This is a genomic window from Slackia sp. (assembly GCF_977041755.1).
In genome coordinates this window covers 15,463-31,041 of record NZ_CDRRGL010000011.1, presented here as the reverse complement: position 1 = coordinate 31,041, position 15,579 = coordinate 15,463, and the positions used below count along the sequence as shown (strand labels likewise).

The window sequence follows — 15,579 nt, the reverse complement described above, 5'->3', positions numbered from 1 at the left end:
CTCATGGCAGAAATCGCCAAGGAGCACGCCGCCATGGCCCAAAACGCTCAATAGGCTATCGCGCGCCGAGCATAATCGTACGCGTCGCTACATGATCTATAAGCTCCGGCGAATGGGAGACGAACACGAGACCCGCACCGTTTTTCTCGCACCATCGCATAAGGAAGCGCCAGACCCTCGCCTGCGTAACTGCATCGAACATAGCTGTGCTTTCGTCAGCGACAAGATAGCGCGGAGCGCACGCCAGCGCACGCGCGATGCAGAAGCGCTGCAACTCTCCACCCGAAAGCTCGTGGGCGTGGCGGCGACGCCATTCGGGACGAATGCCGAGCCCCGAAAGAAGCTCGCTTGGCGTATCGCCCGCCTCCGCCAGCATGCTATCCATGCTCTGACGCGGATCGACCATATTCTCGGGATGCTGGCCAATAAGCTGGACGGGGCACATTCCCCGCAACGGCAACGGAGAGCCGTCCACCATCACGCTGCCTGCCGTAGGCTTCAGGTAGCCAGCAAGAATACGGCATAGCGTCGTTTTTCCGAAGCCCGAAGGCGCGCACAGAGCAACTCGTTCGCCGGGCGCGATTTGAAGCGAAAGGCCGTCATAGAGCACGCGTCCTCCGCTATACGCAAACGAAATGTCCTTCGCCTCGAGCATCTTTTGCATTCCCTTCCGCATACCAACCTCGCCTACGCATTGCTTCGCCATGCGCGGCATTATCGACAAACGCAGCGAGCCAGCCATCGCCAAACCATGGCGCCGCACGCCGTGCGTTCAAACGCGCATCGCCCAAAGGTCACCTACCCAATCGCTTCCTCGGGCACCGAAAATCCATTGCCGGGAAGCGCGCGCCACAGTTCGCGCGAAAACGGGTGGCGCAACTGGCTCGGGTCGTTGAAGCTTTCGACGGCGGTTTCCTCTATGACCGTTCCGTCTTTGAATACGGCGATACGGTCGGCCACGCGCAATGCGAGCTCGATGTCGTGCGTGATAAGCAGCACGCCGCCGCCCGCATCGGCGAATGCGCGAAGATCGTCAAGGGCGCGCACTGCCAAATCCAAATCGAGGCCAGGCGTCGGCTCGTCGGCCACAATAAGACGCGGACTTTCGACCAGGGCGCTCGCCAAAAGCACGCGGCGGGCCATGCCGCCCGACAATTCAAACGGATACATGTCCTCAACTTCGGGGGCAAGCCCGTAATGCTCGAACAGCGCGCGCTGGCGCTCGGTGCGACGCTCGGCATCGGCCGCATCGCGAGCAACGCCACGAACCTGTCGGCCCACCTTCATAAGAGGGTCAAGGTTAGCAACGCTCTGTGGAACGAACGCAATCTCGCGATCGCGCAGCTGCGCGAGCGACGCGGCATCTTGGCGCACGCCGTCGAACCAGATTGTTCCCGAGACAATGGCATTGGGCTCATAGAGGCCCAAAACACTATCGGCCAAAAGGCTCTTGCCCGAACCGCTCGCACCGACGATTGCCATAATCTCGCCCGCATGCACCGAAATCGAAAGGTCGGAAATCACGCTCACATCTTTCTTGCGAGCGCGAAAAAAATGCGTTTCATCGGGGTCGTACATGGAAAACGACACGCACAAATCCTCAACCTGCAGCAAATGATGCCCATGCGCATGGTGCGACGACATCGCATGGGAATGGTGATGGTGCATAGAGGCGTCGCCATGTTTATGCGCCTCGTGAGCCAAAAGATGTTCGTCTTTCACGTTCGCCACCTCTATTCCTGACTCGTATGCGGGTCGACTAGCTTACGCAGGCTTTCCCCGGCGGCATCAAACAACATAACCGCAGCGACAAGCACGATGCCGGGAAACACCGCCAGCCACCACATGCCCGTGGTGAGATATCCCATGCTTTCGCTCAGGATAACGCCAATCGCAGGCATCTCGGGCGGAAGGCCGAAGCCAAGGAACGTAATCGAAGCCTCATGCAAAATCGCATGGGGGAACATGAGCACTAGTCCCACGACAAATTGGGGCAACACGAACGGGACCATATGGTGGATGGCGATATATGCAGAACTCTTCCCCATGCGGCGCGCCGCCATCACGAAGTCAGACTGCTTGCATTGCAGAATTTCGGCGCGAACGACGCGAGCGAGGTTCGGCCAATGCGTAATCGCCACGCCCACGGCAACGCCCCAAAAGCCTTTGCCGAGCGCATAGGAAATAAGCACGAGCAAGACGATATGGGGCACGCCCATCATGAGGTCGATAAGCCAACTGACCACAGCGTCGACCTTCGGGCCGCAAAGCGCCGCAGCTGCTCCCAAAATCACTGCGATAACCGAAGACACGCATGCGGCGACCAAACCCAGCACGACGCTCGTCGAAAGGCCCGAAAGCGTGCGCGCGAGCATGTCACGCCCCATCCAATCGGTGCCGAACGGATGAGCAAGGCACGGAGCAAGCGACTTCAACGAGAAATCGGTCGTGTTCGCCGTATCGGAAAGCGCCATACCCGCAGCCACCACAAACACGAGCAGAATGGCGGCCACCACGAACTTGGCAAACGTCGCGACGCGATTGGCGCCTCGTCGACGAGGCGCATGCAACAATGTGCCCAGCTGCAACGATTCGCGAACCGCGCTCGACGCCTGCGCCACCGAGCGGCGCACGCTCGGCAGGGCACCAGCGCTCGGCACCTGGTCCACGCCCGCGCCAACCATCGCCGGCATAGGCGCGAGCGCTTCTTCGGCCCGAGCCGAATCGCGAGTCTCGCGCGCAATACGGGTCCTGCCTGCGCGTTCGCGCATTTGCCCACGGCGAATACGCGGGTCAACCACCCCGTAAAGAATATTCGCCATCAAATTTCCGCCGAACACAAGCATGGCTGAAACCACGGCGATGCCCGCCAGAAGAGGCGCATCTCCGCCGAGACCAGCCGTAATCGCCGCCTGGCCCAAGCCGGGATACGAAAAAACCTGCTCGACAAGAACCGAACCGCCGAAAATCTCTGAGATGGAGGCGAATTGCAACGTCATCGCGGGCAACAGCAAATTGCGCATACCGTGGCGACGCACGATTTGCCACGTAGACAAACCGCGAGCACGGGCAAATTTCACATAATCGGATTCAAGAATATCGACGAGCTTCTCGCGCGTATGCAACGCGATGTTTGCCACACCCACGAATGAAAGCACGATTGCAGGCAGCACGATATGGTGGGCGGTGTCGAGCAGCGTCACATCGGCCGCCGATTTTCCGAGCGGCACCGAAAAGCCCAGAGGGAACCAGCCCAGCCACACCGAAAACACCATGAGGGCCACAAGCCCCAACCAAAACGTCGGCGTCGCGGCAAGCACGAAGCAATAGCCTTTCACCAATCGATCGGGCCACCGATCCCGATTGACGCCCGCGATCATGCCGAGCAGCAGGCCGAGCACGCCACTTGCGACCCACGCAATGCCCAAAAGCGCCAACGAGTTTGCCGCACGATTGCCCAGAACCTCCATCACGGGAGCGTTGAAACGCAGCGAAGTGCCCCAGTCCCCCTGCAAAACGGAAGCAAGCCAATTCGCATAGCGTTCAAGCAACGGCGTGCCCACGCCCCAGTATTGGGCGAGCTGCGCCCGCTTGGCTTCGCTCATCGTCATATAAGCCGCCTGGCCTACGTTCATCTGAACGGGATCGATGGGCGAAGCCGACACGAGCGCGAACACGACGAAGCTCACCGCGAACATGAGCGCGACGAAGCGTACGATCTGTTCTAGTGCATACCGAACCACGAAATTACGACCAGCTCCACGTATCGACATTATTTACCAAGCTCCAGCCATGGCCATGCGGATGGGGCTTCTGTTTGGCGACGTTAAGGTTAACACGCTTGAAGTACAAGTGGTCCACGTTCGCAAGCCAAACCCACGTTGCGGCACCCTGCGGCGCAACGCCCTGCTGGGTCGCTTCGTCCCACTGGGCCTTCTGGAAAAGCTCGTAAGAATCTTCCACATGCGGCATCGCGAGAGCCTCGTCGAGATATGAGTCGACGTTTTCGTTTTCATAGCATGCATAGTTGCCCCAGCCAGTGGAATAGTTGAGCTCATACGTCTCAACGGGAGCATTGGAACCCCAACCCCACAAAATGGGATCGCTGTACTGATGGGGATAAATGTCATCCCAGCTCGCGCCCTTAATGGAGACCTCGATGCCAAGCTCCTTCATCTGATTCGCGAATTCCGCCGAAAGCGCCTGGCGCACCGAGTCGTTGCTGGCGTAATACAAATCGAATGCAGCGCGCACGCCGTCCTTTTCGCGAATACCATCGGCACCGGCAGCCCAGCCGGCCTCGTCAAGAAGCTGCTTGGCATAAGTCACATCGGTCTCGACCTTCATATCAGGAGAACCCCACGGCGACTTATCGCACACGCTATACGCAGGCGTTCCGTAGCCATTGATAACGTTTTTGATCATGGTTTCGCGGTCTACGCCATAGTTGATGGCGCGACGCACGGCAATATCGCTCGTCACCGCATTGCCTACGGGGTATGCAACGCCACCGTCGCCTTCCTTGGTACCGCCCGGCTGCGGCGTAGGAAGGGAAATGCCGCGAGAGTCAACCGTCTCGCATGCGAGCAGCTCATAGTCTGAGATTTCCTGGTCGGAATACACAGCGGCGGTAAACGCGATGTCGACCTGGCCGGCGCGAGCGGCGGCGAGAGCCGCATCTTCCTCCATGAACGCGACCACGACGCGCTTCATTTTCGGCTCTTCGCCATAGTAGTCGGGGTTCGCCTTCAAAATAACCTGCTGGCCTTTATCCCACTGCTCAAGCATGTAGCGGCCCGATCCAATGGGATTGGCGCCATAATCGTCGCCGTATGCTTTCTCGGGAACGATGCCCAGCACGGCAAGCGTGTACAGAAGCATGTTGTAGGGCTTGGTCAAATACAGCTCAACGTGCGTGGCGTCGGTGGCCACGGCCTCGCGCACCATGGAAAGGTCGGCCTCGGAAGCCTCCCCCTTAATGACGCCGTTAATAGTGAAGGCGACGTCAGATGCGGTAAGCGAATCGCCATTGGTGAACTTCACGTCGTCGCGAATGGCGAATGTCCAGGTAAGACCGTCGTCAGAGCAGAAATAATCGGTCGCGAGGTCGTTTTGGAATTCCAGATTCTCGTCAGTCGTAATAAGCGTCGATTGAATAAGGGGCTCATGGACATGCTCGCCGCAACCCCACGCACGCAACGGGTCGAAACCGGCGGCAGGCTCGCTGCCAGTATTCATGGCCACGATAACCTGATCGGTAGCCGCAGCGCTTTCAGCGCCCCCCGTCGAAGACCCGCCCACGCATGCCGAAAGCACACCACCAAACGATGCGACGGCAGCGCCGCACGCGGCCAGCTTCAGAAAATCGCGCCTTTTGCACATTGCAACATCCTGCTCATGTATCGCCATTTCCGCTTCCTTCCCTTTTAGTGTTACGGAATACTATTTCGTAACACACATAGTAAAGGATAGTGTGTTACGAAATCAAGACGCGTAACACCTTTATTCGGCAAACGTCCCATAATCCGCCGCTATGCCAGATAGCCTTCATGATTTGAAAGATTCGCGAAACCAAGATGCAAAAGCAATCGTGGGCCAAAATAGAGCAGCGAAAGAGCCGTTTGACGAATTCATCGCAGACGGCAAACCCGCGCAGAGGGCCCATATAAGAACAGCTCCGGCGCATGCCGGAGCTGTGGATACTCTATCGAAGTTCATGCTAAGTCGAATCGCTGATGCTGGCCCCGCACGTTCGTCATGGCGTTGAGTGCCGCCAAGCGCAACCGCTTCAGCGGCTTACGCGAGTTCGCGCTCGACCACCTCGGCAATCACCTTCGCGTGGGCGTCGGCCGATTCCTGAGTTTCGGCCTCAACCATAACGCGCACCAAGGGTTCAGTGCCACTCGTGCGAACGAGCACGCGACCGGTATCGCCCATTTCAGCTTCAGCTGCATGCACAGCATCCCAAATGGGAGCGTTCCCCTCGAGCGCATGTTTATCTTTCACGCGCACGTTAATCAGCGTTTGCGGGAACTTCGTCATAACCTTGATGGCTTCTTCGACAGGCTTGCCGCTACGACGAACGGCGGCGAGGAATTGGCACGCCGTCACCAGGCCATCGCCCGTGGAATTATGCTCGAGCAAAATCATATGGCCCGACTGCTCGCCGCCGACGGCATAGCCGCCTTCGCGCATCGCCTCGAGCACATAGCGATCGCCCACCTTGGTCTGCAGCACGTCAATGCCATGAGCCTCCATGGCGCGCACGAAGCCCAAATTGGTCATAACGGTGGAGACCGCCGTGTTGTGGGGCAGCTCGCCGCGATTCTTCAAATCGACCGCAAGCACCGCCTCGACGATGTCGCCATCGATTTCGGTGCCATCTTTTGCCATGAGCATCACGCGGTCGGCGTCGCCATCGTGGGCAATGCCCACGTCGGCGCCGCATTCGGCCATAAGCTCGGTCAGGGGACCCAAATGGGTGGAGCCGCAATTGACGTTGATGTCGGTACCGTCATAGTCGTCGTTGATCACGGTGACTTCCGCGCCCAAACGGCGCAGCGCCTCTGCGCTCGTGAGGGACGACGCGCCGTGGCCCGTATCGAGCGCGACATGAAGCCCGTCGAAGTTGATTCCCTGGCTCGTTACCGTTTCGACCGCATGGTTGATATACATCTCGCACGCGTCCTCGACTTCAAGAGCAACGCCAACCTCGTCGCCCACGGGCATTTCAGCTTCCTCGCCCGCCTCTTTCGCACGCGCGATTTGGCCTTCAACGCCGCCATCGGCAATGAATTTCTCAATTTCGTCTTCGACCGCGTCAGGAAGCTTGAAGCCATTCGCGTCGAAGAATTTGATGCCGTTATACTCCGGTGGATTATGCGATGCGGAAATCACGATGCCGCCATCGGCATGCAGTTCGCGAACCAGCAGCGCCACAGCCGGCGTAGGAATAACCCCCGTAAGCAGCGCATCGCCGCCTGCGCTCGTAATGCCGGCAACCACCGCCGCCTCGAGCATGTCGCCGCTTTTGCGCGTGTCTTTGCCCACGACAATGGTCTTGCCCATAAAAGATGCCGCAGCCTGCCCAAGCCTATAAGATAATTCGCAGGTGAGGTCGACGTTCGCCACGCCGCGCACGCCATCGGTTCCAAAAAGTCGGGCCATTGCTTCTCCAATCCTTGTGAAAGCTCTCTCGCGAAGCTTTGAAGCATCGCCTCGCAAGATGGCAAAGGGCGCCCGCGCGCCCCTCGAACTTTTGTATTCTACCACTCGCGGTCGCAATGCACCGCACACCAGGCCGCCAAACCATATCGAGCGGCGAGCGGAGCATCTCACGCGAAAACGCCGTGGTTATCGCCTATTTGGACGCAGGCGACATCGCGCGCATGAATTGCCATGAGTCGCAGTAACGGCGTTCGCCACGCACCCCGACCTTGCGGCATAAACGCCTGGCGACGGCCTTTCGCGACAAGGTTATTCCCGCACCGCTTCTTCACTCCTAAAATTCGCGAGTAGAAAAACGGTCGACATAATGAATACGAACCCAACAAAATCCATCGCTTCAAATGCCGTACCCAGCCATAGCACCGCGAACGCCGTCGCCGACACCGTTTCCACACTTGCGATAAGGCTCGCCTTCGCGGCTCCGATATCTTTGACGGCCTGCAAATATGCCGTAAACCCAAAAGCCGTTCCGAAAAGAATGAGCCCCACGAATAACGCCACGAAGCCTTCCACATCGAGCCCGCCTTCACCAAATTCGGGTGCGAAGTTCCACGATTGCGTCACGAGGCAAAGCGCGGCACCACCGATAAGCATGCCGCACGCCACCACGGGAATGCTCCCGTGGCGCTGCATAAGCGTCCCAGGCGAAATGGTATATATCGCAACGGTCACCGCCGCGCCCAGGCCCCACAGCAACGCCTGCGGCGACATCACCAAATTCGTAGGGTCGCCATGAGTCGCAAGCAAAAACGTGCCCATCACCACGTATCCCATGGCAATGAACTCGCGCGCCGTGGGCAACCTGCACGCCGAAAAACACGTCACGGCCACAATAAGCACCGGACCGATATACTCAAGCACGGTCGCCGTACCCGCATTCGAATATTGAATGGCAACCAAATAGGTAAGCTGGCACAGCATAAGGCCGAATATCGAAAACACCATAAGCTGCGCGATATCTCGCCACGAAGAGAAAAGGCCCTTCAGCGCGCGTCGATACCACACAAGCACCACGACGATAAGAGCCAACCCGGCACATGTCATGCGCGTGCCGGTAAGCCACAACGGATCAAGGCCGTATTCCTGAAAAAGAAATTGCGCACAGGCACCAGAAAAGCCCCATCCAATACCGCCGGCGATGGCGAAGAAAACGCCCCTCGTATTTTTCGACAACGCCATGTCAGGCTCCATTCATTCCCTCAAGAAAAGACAGGCATCAAACGCGCGACGCCTACCCTTGCCATATTCACGAAGGGCAGTGTGACAGACCCGTCGCATAATTGCACTATCGGCGTTGAGCGAAATTCGTAAAGAGTTACAACGCAGTCAAAAGCATCGATACAATATTGGCCAAGAAACGTTACGTCGAACCTTTGCAAAGGAAGACCTATGGAACTCAAGCAAATCGCAAGCTTCGCCGTCGATCACACCAAGCTCGTTGAAGGCATGTACACCTCACGCGTTGACGGCGACGTGACCACCTATGACATTCGCATGGTTAAGCCGAACTGCGGCACCTATCTGCCCTACCCCGCCATCCATAGCTTCGAGCACTTGTTCGCAACCTATGTGCGCTCGAGCGAGCTTTCCGACCAAGTCATATACGTTGGCCCCATGGGGTGCCGTACCGGTTTCTATTTCCTCGTGCGCAACATGGAACCCGAGGTTGCCATCAAGCTTGTCAATGACATGCTCGCATTCATTGCCAGCTTTGAGGGCGATGTGCCCGGTGCCACCGAAAAGGAGTGCGGCAACTTCCGAGAGCAAGACCTCGAAGGCGCCAAAGCAATCGCCCGCAAGATGATTCCCATTCTGAAAAGCTGGACGCCCGCCGACTGCGCCTACGAAAAATAGCCAACGTTCGACATGCTCCGGTCTCAAAGGGCACGCTTCAGCAGCGCGGAACCCGGCTTTGACCGGTCGTTTCCGCGCGTCTCGAGCGCGTCTTGCCCCTTTTCATTGATTAGAAATCGAAGCAAAAGGCCCGATGGATACACCCATCGGGCCTTCGTATTCCGCGCGGCTTTTGACGCATAGGCCTCATGGGCCCGCTTTTTCGCGATTCCCAGCCAAAGGCATATATAAAAGAAAGGCTCGCCGCATAAGCGACGAGCCTTTCCATTTCGCGTGAAGTAAGCGAGCAGATTAGCGCTTGCTGAACTGCGGGCGCTTGCGGGCCTTCTTCAGGCCGTACTTCTTGCGCTCGACCATACGAGGGTCACGAGTGAGGAAGCCAGCCTTCTTCAGCTCGGGACGATACTCGCCGGCCTGCAGCAGCGCGCGGCTGATGCCGTGGCGCAAAGCGCCAGCCTGGCCAGAGATGCCGCCGCCATTGCACAGGGCGATGACGTCGAAGTGATCCTGGGTGTCGGTAACCTTGAACGGCATGGTGGCGTAGTTCACCAGGGCCTCGCGGCCGAAGTAATTCATAGCCTCACGACCATTGACGGTAACCTTGCCGGTGCCGGGAACCAAGCGGACGCGAGCAACGGCGTTCTTGCGACGGCCAGTGCCGTAATAGACAGCTTCGTTTGCCATTGTTACTTCTCCTCCAGCTTGATCTCGACGGGCTTCTGAGCGGCATGCGGATGCTCGGGGCCAGCGTAGACCTTGAGCTTGGTGAGCTGCTTGCGGCCGAGAGTGTTCTTCGGCAGCATGCCCTTAACCGCGTGCTCGATGACGCGCTCAGGATGCTTCTCGATAGCCTCGGTGAAGGTTTCGCACTTCTGTCCACCGGGGTAGCCGGAGTGACGGTAGTACTTCTTGTCGAGAGCCTTGTTGCCCGTGACGCGCACCTTCTCGGCATTGATGACAATGACGAAGTCGCCCGTGTCAACATGCGGAGTAAACTGCGGCTTGTTCTTGCCACGGAGAATGTGGGCAGCCTTAGCGGCAACCTTGCCCAGCACCTGATCGGCGGCGTCGATAACGACCCACTCGCGCTCAACCTCTTGAGGCTTTGCGTAATACGTCTTCACGATTTCCTCCAAATACGTTTGTTCTGGTTCAAAAGTGCTGCTTCACGAAACTGTTCGGTTTCCTACGCCAAACCAACGGTCCAGAATCTGGACATTCTTTCGCGCTGTGTCCCGTTTTGAGCAGCGTTTAGCGGGGCTTTTGAAAGCGAACTTTTGCAGGATACAAGTTGAACGCCCCGCCGTCAATGGAAAAAGTGACGTTTCACCAGGTACAGCGGCAGTCTTCACGAAATCGCGACAAATAGGCGAAATATCGAAAATGATGCGTTTCGATGGTCTTCGGTCGACCCGTATACATACATAGAATAGCCGCGAAACTAAAAAAGCGGCCAGAGGCCGCCTTCCGATCAAACCTATGCGCGAAGCATTCAACCAACCGAAATAATGGTAGCGGTGACTGGATTCGAACCAGTGACGCCACGGGTATGAACCGTGTGCTCTAACCAACTGAGCTACACCGCCATGCAATGACAGCTGAGGTCGATTGATCCCTTTTCCCATTCAGGCGAAGACCGTTGCAGGAAAAAGAGCGAATGGAGCCCGCGACCGGACTTGAACCGGTGACCTCTTCGTTACCAACGAAGTGCTCTACCGACTGAGCTACACGGGCAAAGCTGGTGGGCGCGCTAGGATTCGAACCTAGGTAAGCAGAGCTAACGGGTTTACAGCCCGTCCCCTTTAACCACTCGGGCACACGCCCAGCAATGCGAGGTGGAATTGTAGCGTAAAAACGGCACCTTCCGCCGAGAATTCCTGTGGAACTTCATTCTTTTTTATTGAGATACATGTTTCACGATTAAAAACGGTCTAATATGCACGAAACCGATTTTTTATGCATTTCAAACAAAGGAGCAGCACATGATTAAAGCAGGAATCATGGGGGCCACGGGTTACGCCGGAGCCGAAGTGCTGCGAATTTGCGCTAACCATCCCGAGTTCGAAGTTGCTGTCATCACCTCCGATTCCGAAGCCGGACAGCAGATCGCCGACATATATCCCGCGTTTCACGGCGTTTACGACAACCTGGTGCTCGAACCGCACGCAACCGATTCGCTGCTTTCGTGCGACGTCGTCTTCATGGGCGTACCCCACAAAGCTGGCATGCTCCATGCGCCTCGTCTCGTCGAAGCGGGCGTGACGTGCATCGACCTTTCCGCCGATTTCCGTTTCGCGCACGCAGCCGACTATGAAGCCGCCTACCACGTACAGCACGCGGCGCCCGAGCTGCTCGAGCGCGCAACGTTCGGACAACCCGAAACTAACCGCGCCGCCCTTGATGAGCTTGCGGCGCGCCATGCCGCAGGCGAGGCCGTTATCGTTGGCTGCGCTGGATGTTATGTGACCGCCTCTATTTTGGCGGCAACCCCCGCACTTGCCGAGGGCTTCGTCGATCCCAATGCGCCCATTATCGTCGATGCCATTTCTGGCATAACGGGCGCGGGCCGAAAGCCGAGCGCGCGCACCCACTATTGCTCCGGCGACGAATCGCTCGAAGCGTATGGCCTGCCGCTTCATCGCCACCAACCCGAAATCGCGCTTTCCTATGGACGCACCCTTTCAGACGCACACATTCCCGTTGCCGGCGACGCATCGGTGCGCCCCGCACCTGCGCATGTCATTTTCACGCCGCATTTGGCACCGCTCAAGCGTGGCATTCTCGCCACGGTGTATTTGCCGCTTGCAAAAGACGCTGAAATCAACGACGCATCTCTGCATCGCGCCTACGAAAAAGCCTATGCCAAGTCAAACCTCGTAACTGCCCTGCCGCAAGGTGTATGGCCCAAAACCGGCGCGGTAGCAGGTACGGCCCGCGCGCACGTCAATGCGTCGCTGAACCCAAATGAGCGCATAATCGTCGCCATGGCCGCCATCGACAACCTCGGAAAAGGAGCCGCTGGCCAAGCTGTCCAGTGCGCGAATATCGTCTTCGGACTTGCCGAAGACGCCGGATTGGGCGGCGTGGCATGCGCATCGTAGCAATTACTATGGCCGAACCCTCCTTGAGAAGAAACGAGCGACGAAGCTAGGCGTTTGCCAGCCGTTGCCTTTTGTGCGCGCCCACGCTCATCGCGGCATGCGCGCCTTCGGCTTGGCGTACGCGCCCTGCCCCATATATTCGCACCTTCCGTTTCCAGCGAAAGCCCGCCAACGCCACAAACGTTCCGCGGGTTCCAAGGAGTTTTATGAAATTCACGAAAACCGGAGCTCGCAGCTCCAACTATGCCACCAAAGTCAACCTGCTCGTCGAGGCGCTGCCATGGATCAAACACACCACAGGCAAAACCGTGCTCATCAAATATGGCGGATCGGCCATGGAAAACCCCGAGCTTATGGCGCAGGTCATGACCGATATCGTGCTGTTGAAAATTATCGGCATGAAGCCAATCATCGTGCATGGCGGTGGCAAAGACATTTCTGCCGCATTCGAGAAAAGCGGCATGCCCGTAGAATTCAAAGACGGCCTACGCGTGACGCCCGACGATGCCATGGAGCTCGTGCGCATGGTGCTCGTGGGCAGCGTGAATCGCCGTTTGGTCGACGCCATCAACGTGCACGGCCACCTCGCCGTGGGCGTGAGCGGCGGCGACGGCTGCACTATCCGCGCCACGCAGCTCGACCCCGAGCTTGGTCGCGTCGGCGAAGTCACGAGCATCGACCCCACCTACCTCGAGCACCTCATCAACGACGATTATATTCCCATCGTAGCGTCCGTCGCGGCGGGCGACGACGGCAAGCCTTTCAACATCAACGCCGATATCGCAGCGGGCCATCTGGCAGCAGCGCTGCACGCGCACAAAATCATTTTCCTCTCCGATGTCGACGGCCTCTACAAAGACTTCAGCGATAAAGACACCCTTATCTCTTCCCTCACATCGGAAGAAGCCCGCGAGCTCGTCGAATCGGGCACGCTTTCCAGCGGCATGATTCCCAAAATTGAAGCGTGCCTTGCGGCGCTCGATGCGGGCATTCCCGCCGCGCACATCATCAACGGCACCATGCCTCATGCGCTTTTGCTCGAATTGCTTACCGACCACGGCGTTGGCACCATGATGAAACCCAGCACACCCGACGAGACCTACCAGGCCCAACCGCTCGACGCGCTTGCGAGCCGCCTCGACGCAAATGTCAATATTGAACTGGGATAACGATTCCAAACAAGCCAAACGCGCACATGCGCATCAATAGAAGGGAGCTCCCATGAGCCTCGCACAGCAGCAAGAACTTGAGTCGAAATACGTGATGGGCACCTTCGCCCGCAAGCCTGTCGAATTCGTGAGCGGAAACGGCATGACGCTCACCGACGACAAAGGCAAACAATACCTCGATTTCATTGGCGGCATCGGCGTTATTAGCCTGGGCCACTGCGCACCCGCGCTCGTAAAAACCCTGCAAGAACAAACTGCCAAGCTCATGCACGTCAGCAACTATTACTACATCGAGCACCGCGGCGAGGTCGCCGAGAAGCTGTCGAACATTCTGGGCGGCACCACCAATTCTGGCGAGCCCGTCGAGTGGAAGACGTTCTTCTCGAATTCGGGCGCAGAATCCAACGAATGTGCCATTAAACTCGCGCGTCTTTACGCGAAGCGTTTCGGCAACGGCGGCTCGACCATCGTCACCATCACGAACAGCTTCCACGGCCGCACGCTCGCGACGCTCGCTGCCACCGCGCAGCCGCTGAAGCAGGAGGCCTTCAAGCCGCTGCCCGGCGGATTCGTCGACGTTCCGCAAAATGACGTCGCAGCGCTCGAGGCGGCATTCGCCAATCATGACGTGTGCGCTGTGATTCTCGAGGTCGTGCAAGGCGAAAGCGGTGTGCATCCGTGCTCCCAGGAGTATATGGAAGCGGTTCGCCGCCTGACGAGCAAGAACAAAGCGCTCATGATTTGCGATGAGGTGCAGTGCGGCATGTATCGCTGCGGCGTTCCCTTCGCGTTCCAGCACTATGGAATCACGCCCGACATCGTCGCCATGGCAAAAGGCATTGCCGGCGGCGTGCCCATGGGCGCATGCGCCGCGCGTGCCGAAGTGGCCGACGCGTTCGGGCCGGGCGACCATGGAACCACGTTCGGCGGCAGCTGCCTGGCCATCGCCGCAGCGAACTGCGTGCTCGACGAGCTGGGCCGCGAGGGCGAAATCGAGCGCATCGAAGCTGCTGGCGAGCACCTCGCCGAGCGCTTGGCTACCCTGCCCCACGTGAAAGAAGTTCGCGGCCTCGGCCTTATGCGTGCGGTGGAGTTTGACGATTCCGTCGACGCGCCCGCGCTGGTGCTAGCCGCCCTCAACGCGCCGCAAGGCCTGGTGCTCAACTACACCGGTGCCCATACGCTGCGCTTCCTGCCGCCCCTCGTTGTCACGAACGCCGACATCGACGCCATGGCCGACCAGCTCGAAAAGCTTATTCAAGCTTAGAGCCTTGCGGAGGACGCAACAGCTCGTCCCTCTTGAAGTCAATTCTCCTTCCCAAGCAACTCCACTTGCCCTGCGGAAGATACAAAAAAGCGGACCGGCAAGCCTCCGGTCCGCTTTCTCTATTCGAATCAAAAACCAAAGGCGACAGGCTAGATTGCATCATGAGGGGCGCCTGGAACGTTGTCCCGTTGATGCAGCCCAGCCCGCCGCCGAGTAGGTCAAACAAGCTGCCAATTATTCCTGCGGTTTCACAACCACGAGCAGCATCTTGTATGGCTCGAGAGCCTTCACCGAATGCGGCGCGTTCGCGGGAATTACGATGGTTTGCCCAGGCGAAACCTCGTGGACAATATCGTCAATCACAATTTGCGCCTTGCCCTCCAAACACGTCACCATGGCATCACCCGCGGCGGCGTGGCTCGACACGCCCTCGCCCGCAGCGATAGCGAACACGGTAATCTTGCAGCCAGGCGTTTGCGACAACGTAAGGCTGTTCACGCGGCCAGGTTCCAATTGCACCAAATTGCGCAGACTGAATTCCTTGCCATGCTTCACATTCTTAATGAGTTCCATCGCTAGCTCCTCTCTTCAGGAATCGTAAGTTGCAGAAGCTTGAACGCGGCGCCTTCATGGCCCTCGACGGCATGCGGAATGTGCGCGGGCACCATGAACACCTCACCGGCAGCAACCGCCACGCGGCGATCGGGCAACACCACGTCGGCGGCGCCCTCCACCACGTGATACAGCGTGTCGCCGAAATATTCTTCCTCGCTCACGATTTCGCCTGCCGAAAATGCCATCAGCATGAAATCGACCGAGCCGCCGACCGTAAGCCCCATGCTCGACACCTGACCCGGGCGACTCTCGATGAGCCCAGCAATGGGGCGAGCCTCATCGGTCGGCAAATTTCGGAATCCCATACGCGCCTCTCTATCCAAAAATTGGAACGTCGGCCCCTAAG

Annotated in this window: 14 protein-coding genes and 3 tRNA genes; 4 read left to right on the top strand and 13 right to left on the bottom strand. The window is 58.2% G+C overall.

All coding sequences use genetic code 11. The features are described 5' to 3' along the window. Nucleotides 1–55: 55 nt before the first annotated feature. The 6 genes from ACWI8T_RS02155 to ACWI8T_RS02130 form a co-directional block, all read right to left on the bottom strand. Nucleotides 56–655: an ABC transporter ATP-binding protein gene (locus ACWI8T_RS02155; RefSeq protein ID WP_449137786.1), complete on the bottom strand. Its 600-nt coding sequence runs from the start codon at nt 653–655 to the stop codon at nt 56–58. 143 nt (nt 656–798) lie between these two features. Beyond that, complete coding sequence (locus ACWI8T_RS02150; protein WP_449137785.1) at nt 799–1,722, bottom strand: ATP-binding cassette domain-containing protein; 924 nt, start codon at nt 1,720–1,722, stop codon at nt 799–801. Nucleotides 1,723–1,733: 11 nt separating this feature from the next. Then, entirely contained in the window at nt 1,734–3,773 is a 2,040-nt protein-coding gene (locus tag ACWI8T_RS02145) for an ABC transporter permease subunit (protein ID WP_449137784.1), read from the bottom strand. Further along, nucleotides 3,748–5,409 (bottom strand): ABC transporter substrate-binding protein, encoded by a 1,662-nt coding sequence (locus ACWI8T_RS02140; RefSeq protein WP_449137783.1) that lies wholly within the window; start codon nt 5,407–5,409, stop codon nt 3,748–3,750. Before ACWI8T_RS02140 ends, ACWI8T_RS02145 begins: the two co-directional genes overlap by 26 nt. Nucleotides 5,410–5,796: 387 nt before the next feature. Further along, entirely contained in the window at nt 5,797–7,167 is a 1,371-nt protein-coding gene (glmM, locus tag ACWI8T_RS02135; protein WP_449137782.1) for a phosphoglucosamine mutase, read from the bottom strand. Between the two features lie 309 nt (nt 7,168–7,476). Then, a complete protein-coding gene (locus ACWI8T_RS02130) occupies nt 7,477–8,406 on the bottom strand; it encodes a DMT family transporter (protein ID WP_449137781.1) in 930 nt (309 codons plus the stop codon). 210 nt (nt 8,407–8,616) lie between these two features. Between ACWI8T_RS02130 and ACWI8T_RS02125 the strand changes: the two genes are divergently transcribed. Beyond that, on the top strand, nt 8,617–9,081 hold the full coding sequence (locus tag ACWI8T_RS02125; RefSeq protein WP_303051580.1) for an S-ribosylhomocysteine lyase: 465 nt from the start codon (nt 8,617–8,619) through the stop codon (nt 9,079–9,081). A 291-nt stretch (nt 9,082–9,372) separates the two neighbouring features. Here ACWI8T_RS02125 and rpsI read toward each other — a convergent pair whose 3' ends face one another. The 5 genes from rpsI to ACWI8T_RS02100 all read right to left on the bottom strand — a co-directional run bounded on the left by rpsI (nt 9,373) and on the right by ACWI8T_RS02100 (nt 10,905). Next, the gene (gene rpsI, locus ACWI8T_RS02120; RefSeq protein WP_123219856.1) at nt 9,373–9,765 is read right to left on the bottom strand and encodes a 30S ribosomal protein S9; all 393 of its coding nucleotides are present in this window, start codon (nt 9,763–9,765) and stop codon (nt 9,373–9,375) included. 2 nt (nt 9,766–9,767) lie between these two features. Beyond that, on the bottom strand, nt 9,768–10,217 hold the full coding sequence (gene rplM / locus ACWI8T_RS02115; protein WP_221182909.1) for a 50S ribosomal protein L13: 450 nt from the start codon (nt 10,215–10,217) through the stop codon (nt 9,768–9,770). Nucleotides 10,218–10,590: 373 nt separating this feature from the next. Further along, nucleotides 10,591–10,667 (bottom strand) — tRNA-Met (locus ACWI8T_RS02110). A gap of 72 nt (nt 10,668–10,739) precedes the next feature. Then, a tRNA-Thr gene (locus tag ACWI8T_RS02105) sits at nt 10,740–10,815 on the bottom strand. A gap of 5 nt (nt 10,816–10,820) precedes the next feature. Beyond that, nucleotides 10,821–10,905 (bottom strand) — tRNA-Tyr (locus ACWI8T_RS02100). A gap of 158 nt (nt 10,906–11,063) precedes the next feature. Between ACWI8T_RS02100 and argC the strand changes: the two genes are divergently transcribed. From argC to ACWI8T_RS02085, 3 genes are all read left to right on the top strand, one after another. After that, entirely contained in the window at nt 11,064–12,182 is a 1,119-nt protein-coding gene (gene argC / locus ACWI8T_RS02095; RefSeq protein ID WP_449137780.1) for an N-acetyl-gamma-glutamyl-phosphate reductase, read from the top strand. A gap of 206 nt (nt 12,183–12,388) precedes the next feature. Further along, on the top strand, nt 12,389–13,351 hold the full coding sequence (gene argB / locus ACWI8T_RS02090; RefSeq protein ID WP_418949391.1) for an acetylglutamate kinase: 963 nt from the start codon (nt 12,389–12,391) through the stop codon (nt 13,349–13,351). Nucleotides 13,352–13,403: 52 nt separating this feature from the next. Next, nucleotides 13,404–14,618, top strand: a complete 1,215-nt coding sequence (locus ACWI8T_RS02085) for an acetylornithine/succinylornithine family transaminase (protein WP_449137779.1) — start codon at nt 13,404–13,406, stop codon at nt 14,616–14,618. 234 nt (nt 14,619–14,852) lie between these two features. Here the strand turns inward: ACWI8T_RS02085 and ACWI8T_RS02080 are convergent, their stop codons facing one another. Beyond that, complete coding sequence (locus tag ACWI8T_RS02080) at nt 14,853–15,191, bottom strand: cupin domain-containing protein (RefSeq protein WP_449137778.1); 339 nt, start codon at nt 15,189–15,191, stop codon at nt 14,853–14,855. 2 nt (nt 15,192–15,193) lie between these two features. Continuing rightward, nucleotides 15,194–15,538 (bottom strand): cupin domain-containing protein, encoded by a 345-nt coding sequence (locus tag ACWI8T_RS02075; RefSeq protein WP_449137777.1) that lies wholly within the window; start codon nt 15,536–15,538, stop codon nt 15,194–15,196. Between the last annotated feature and the right edge of the window lie 41 nt (nt 15,539–15,579).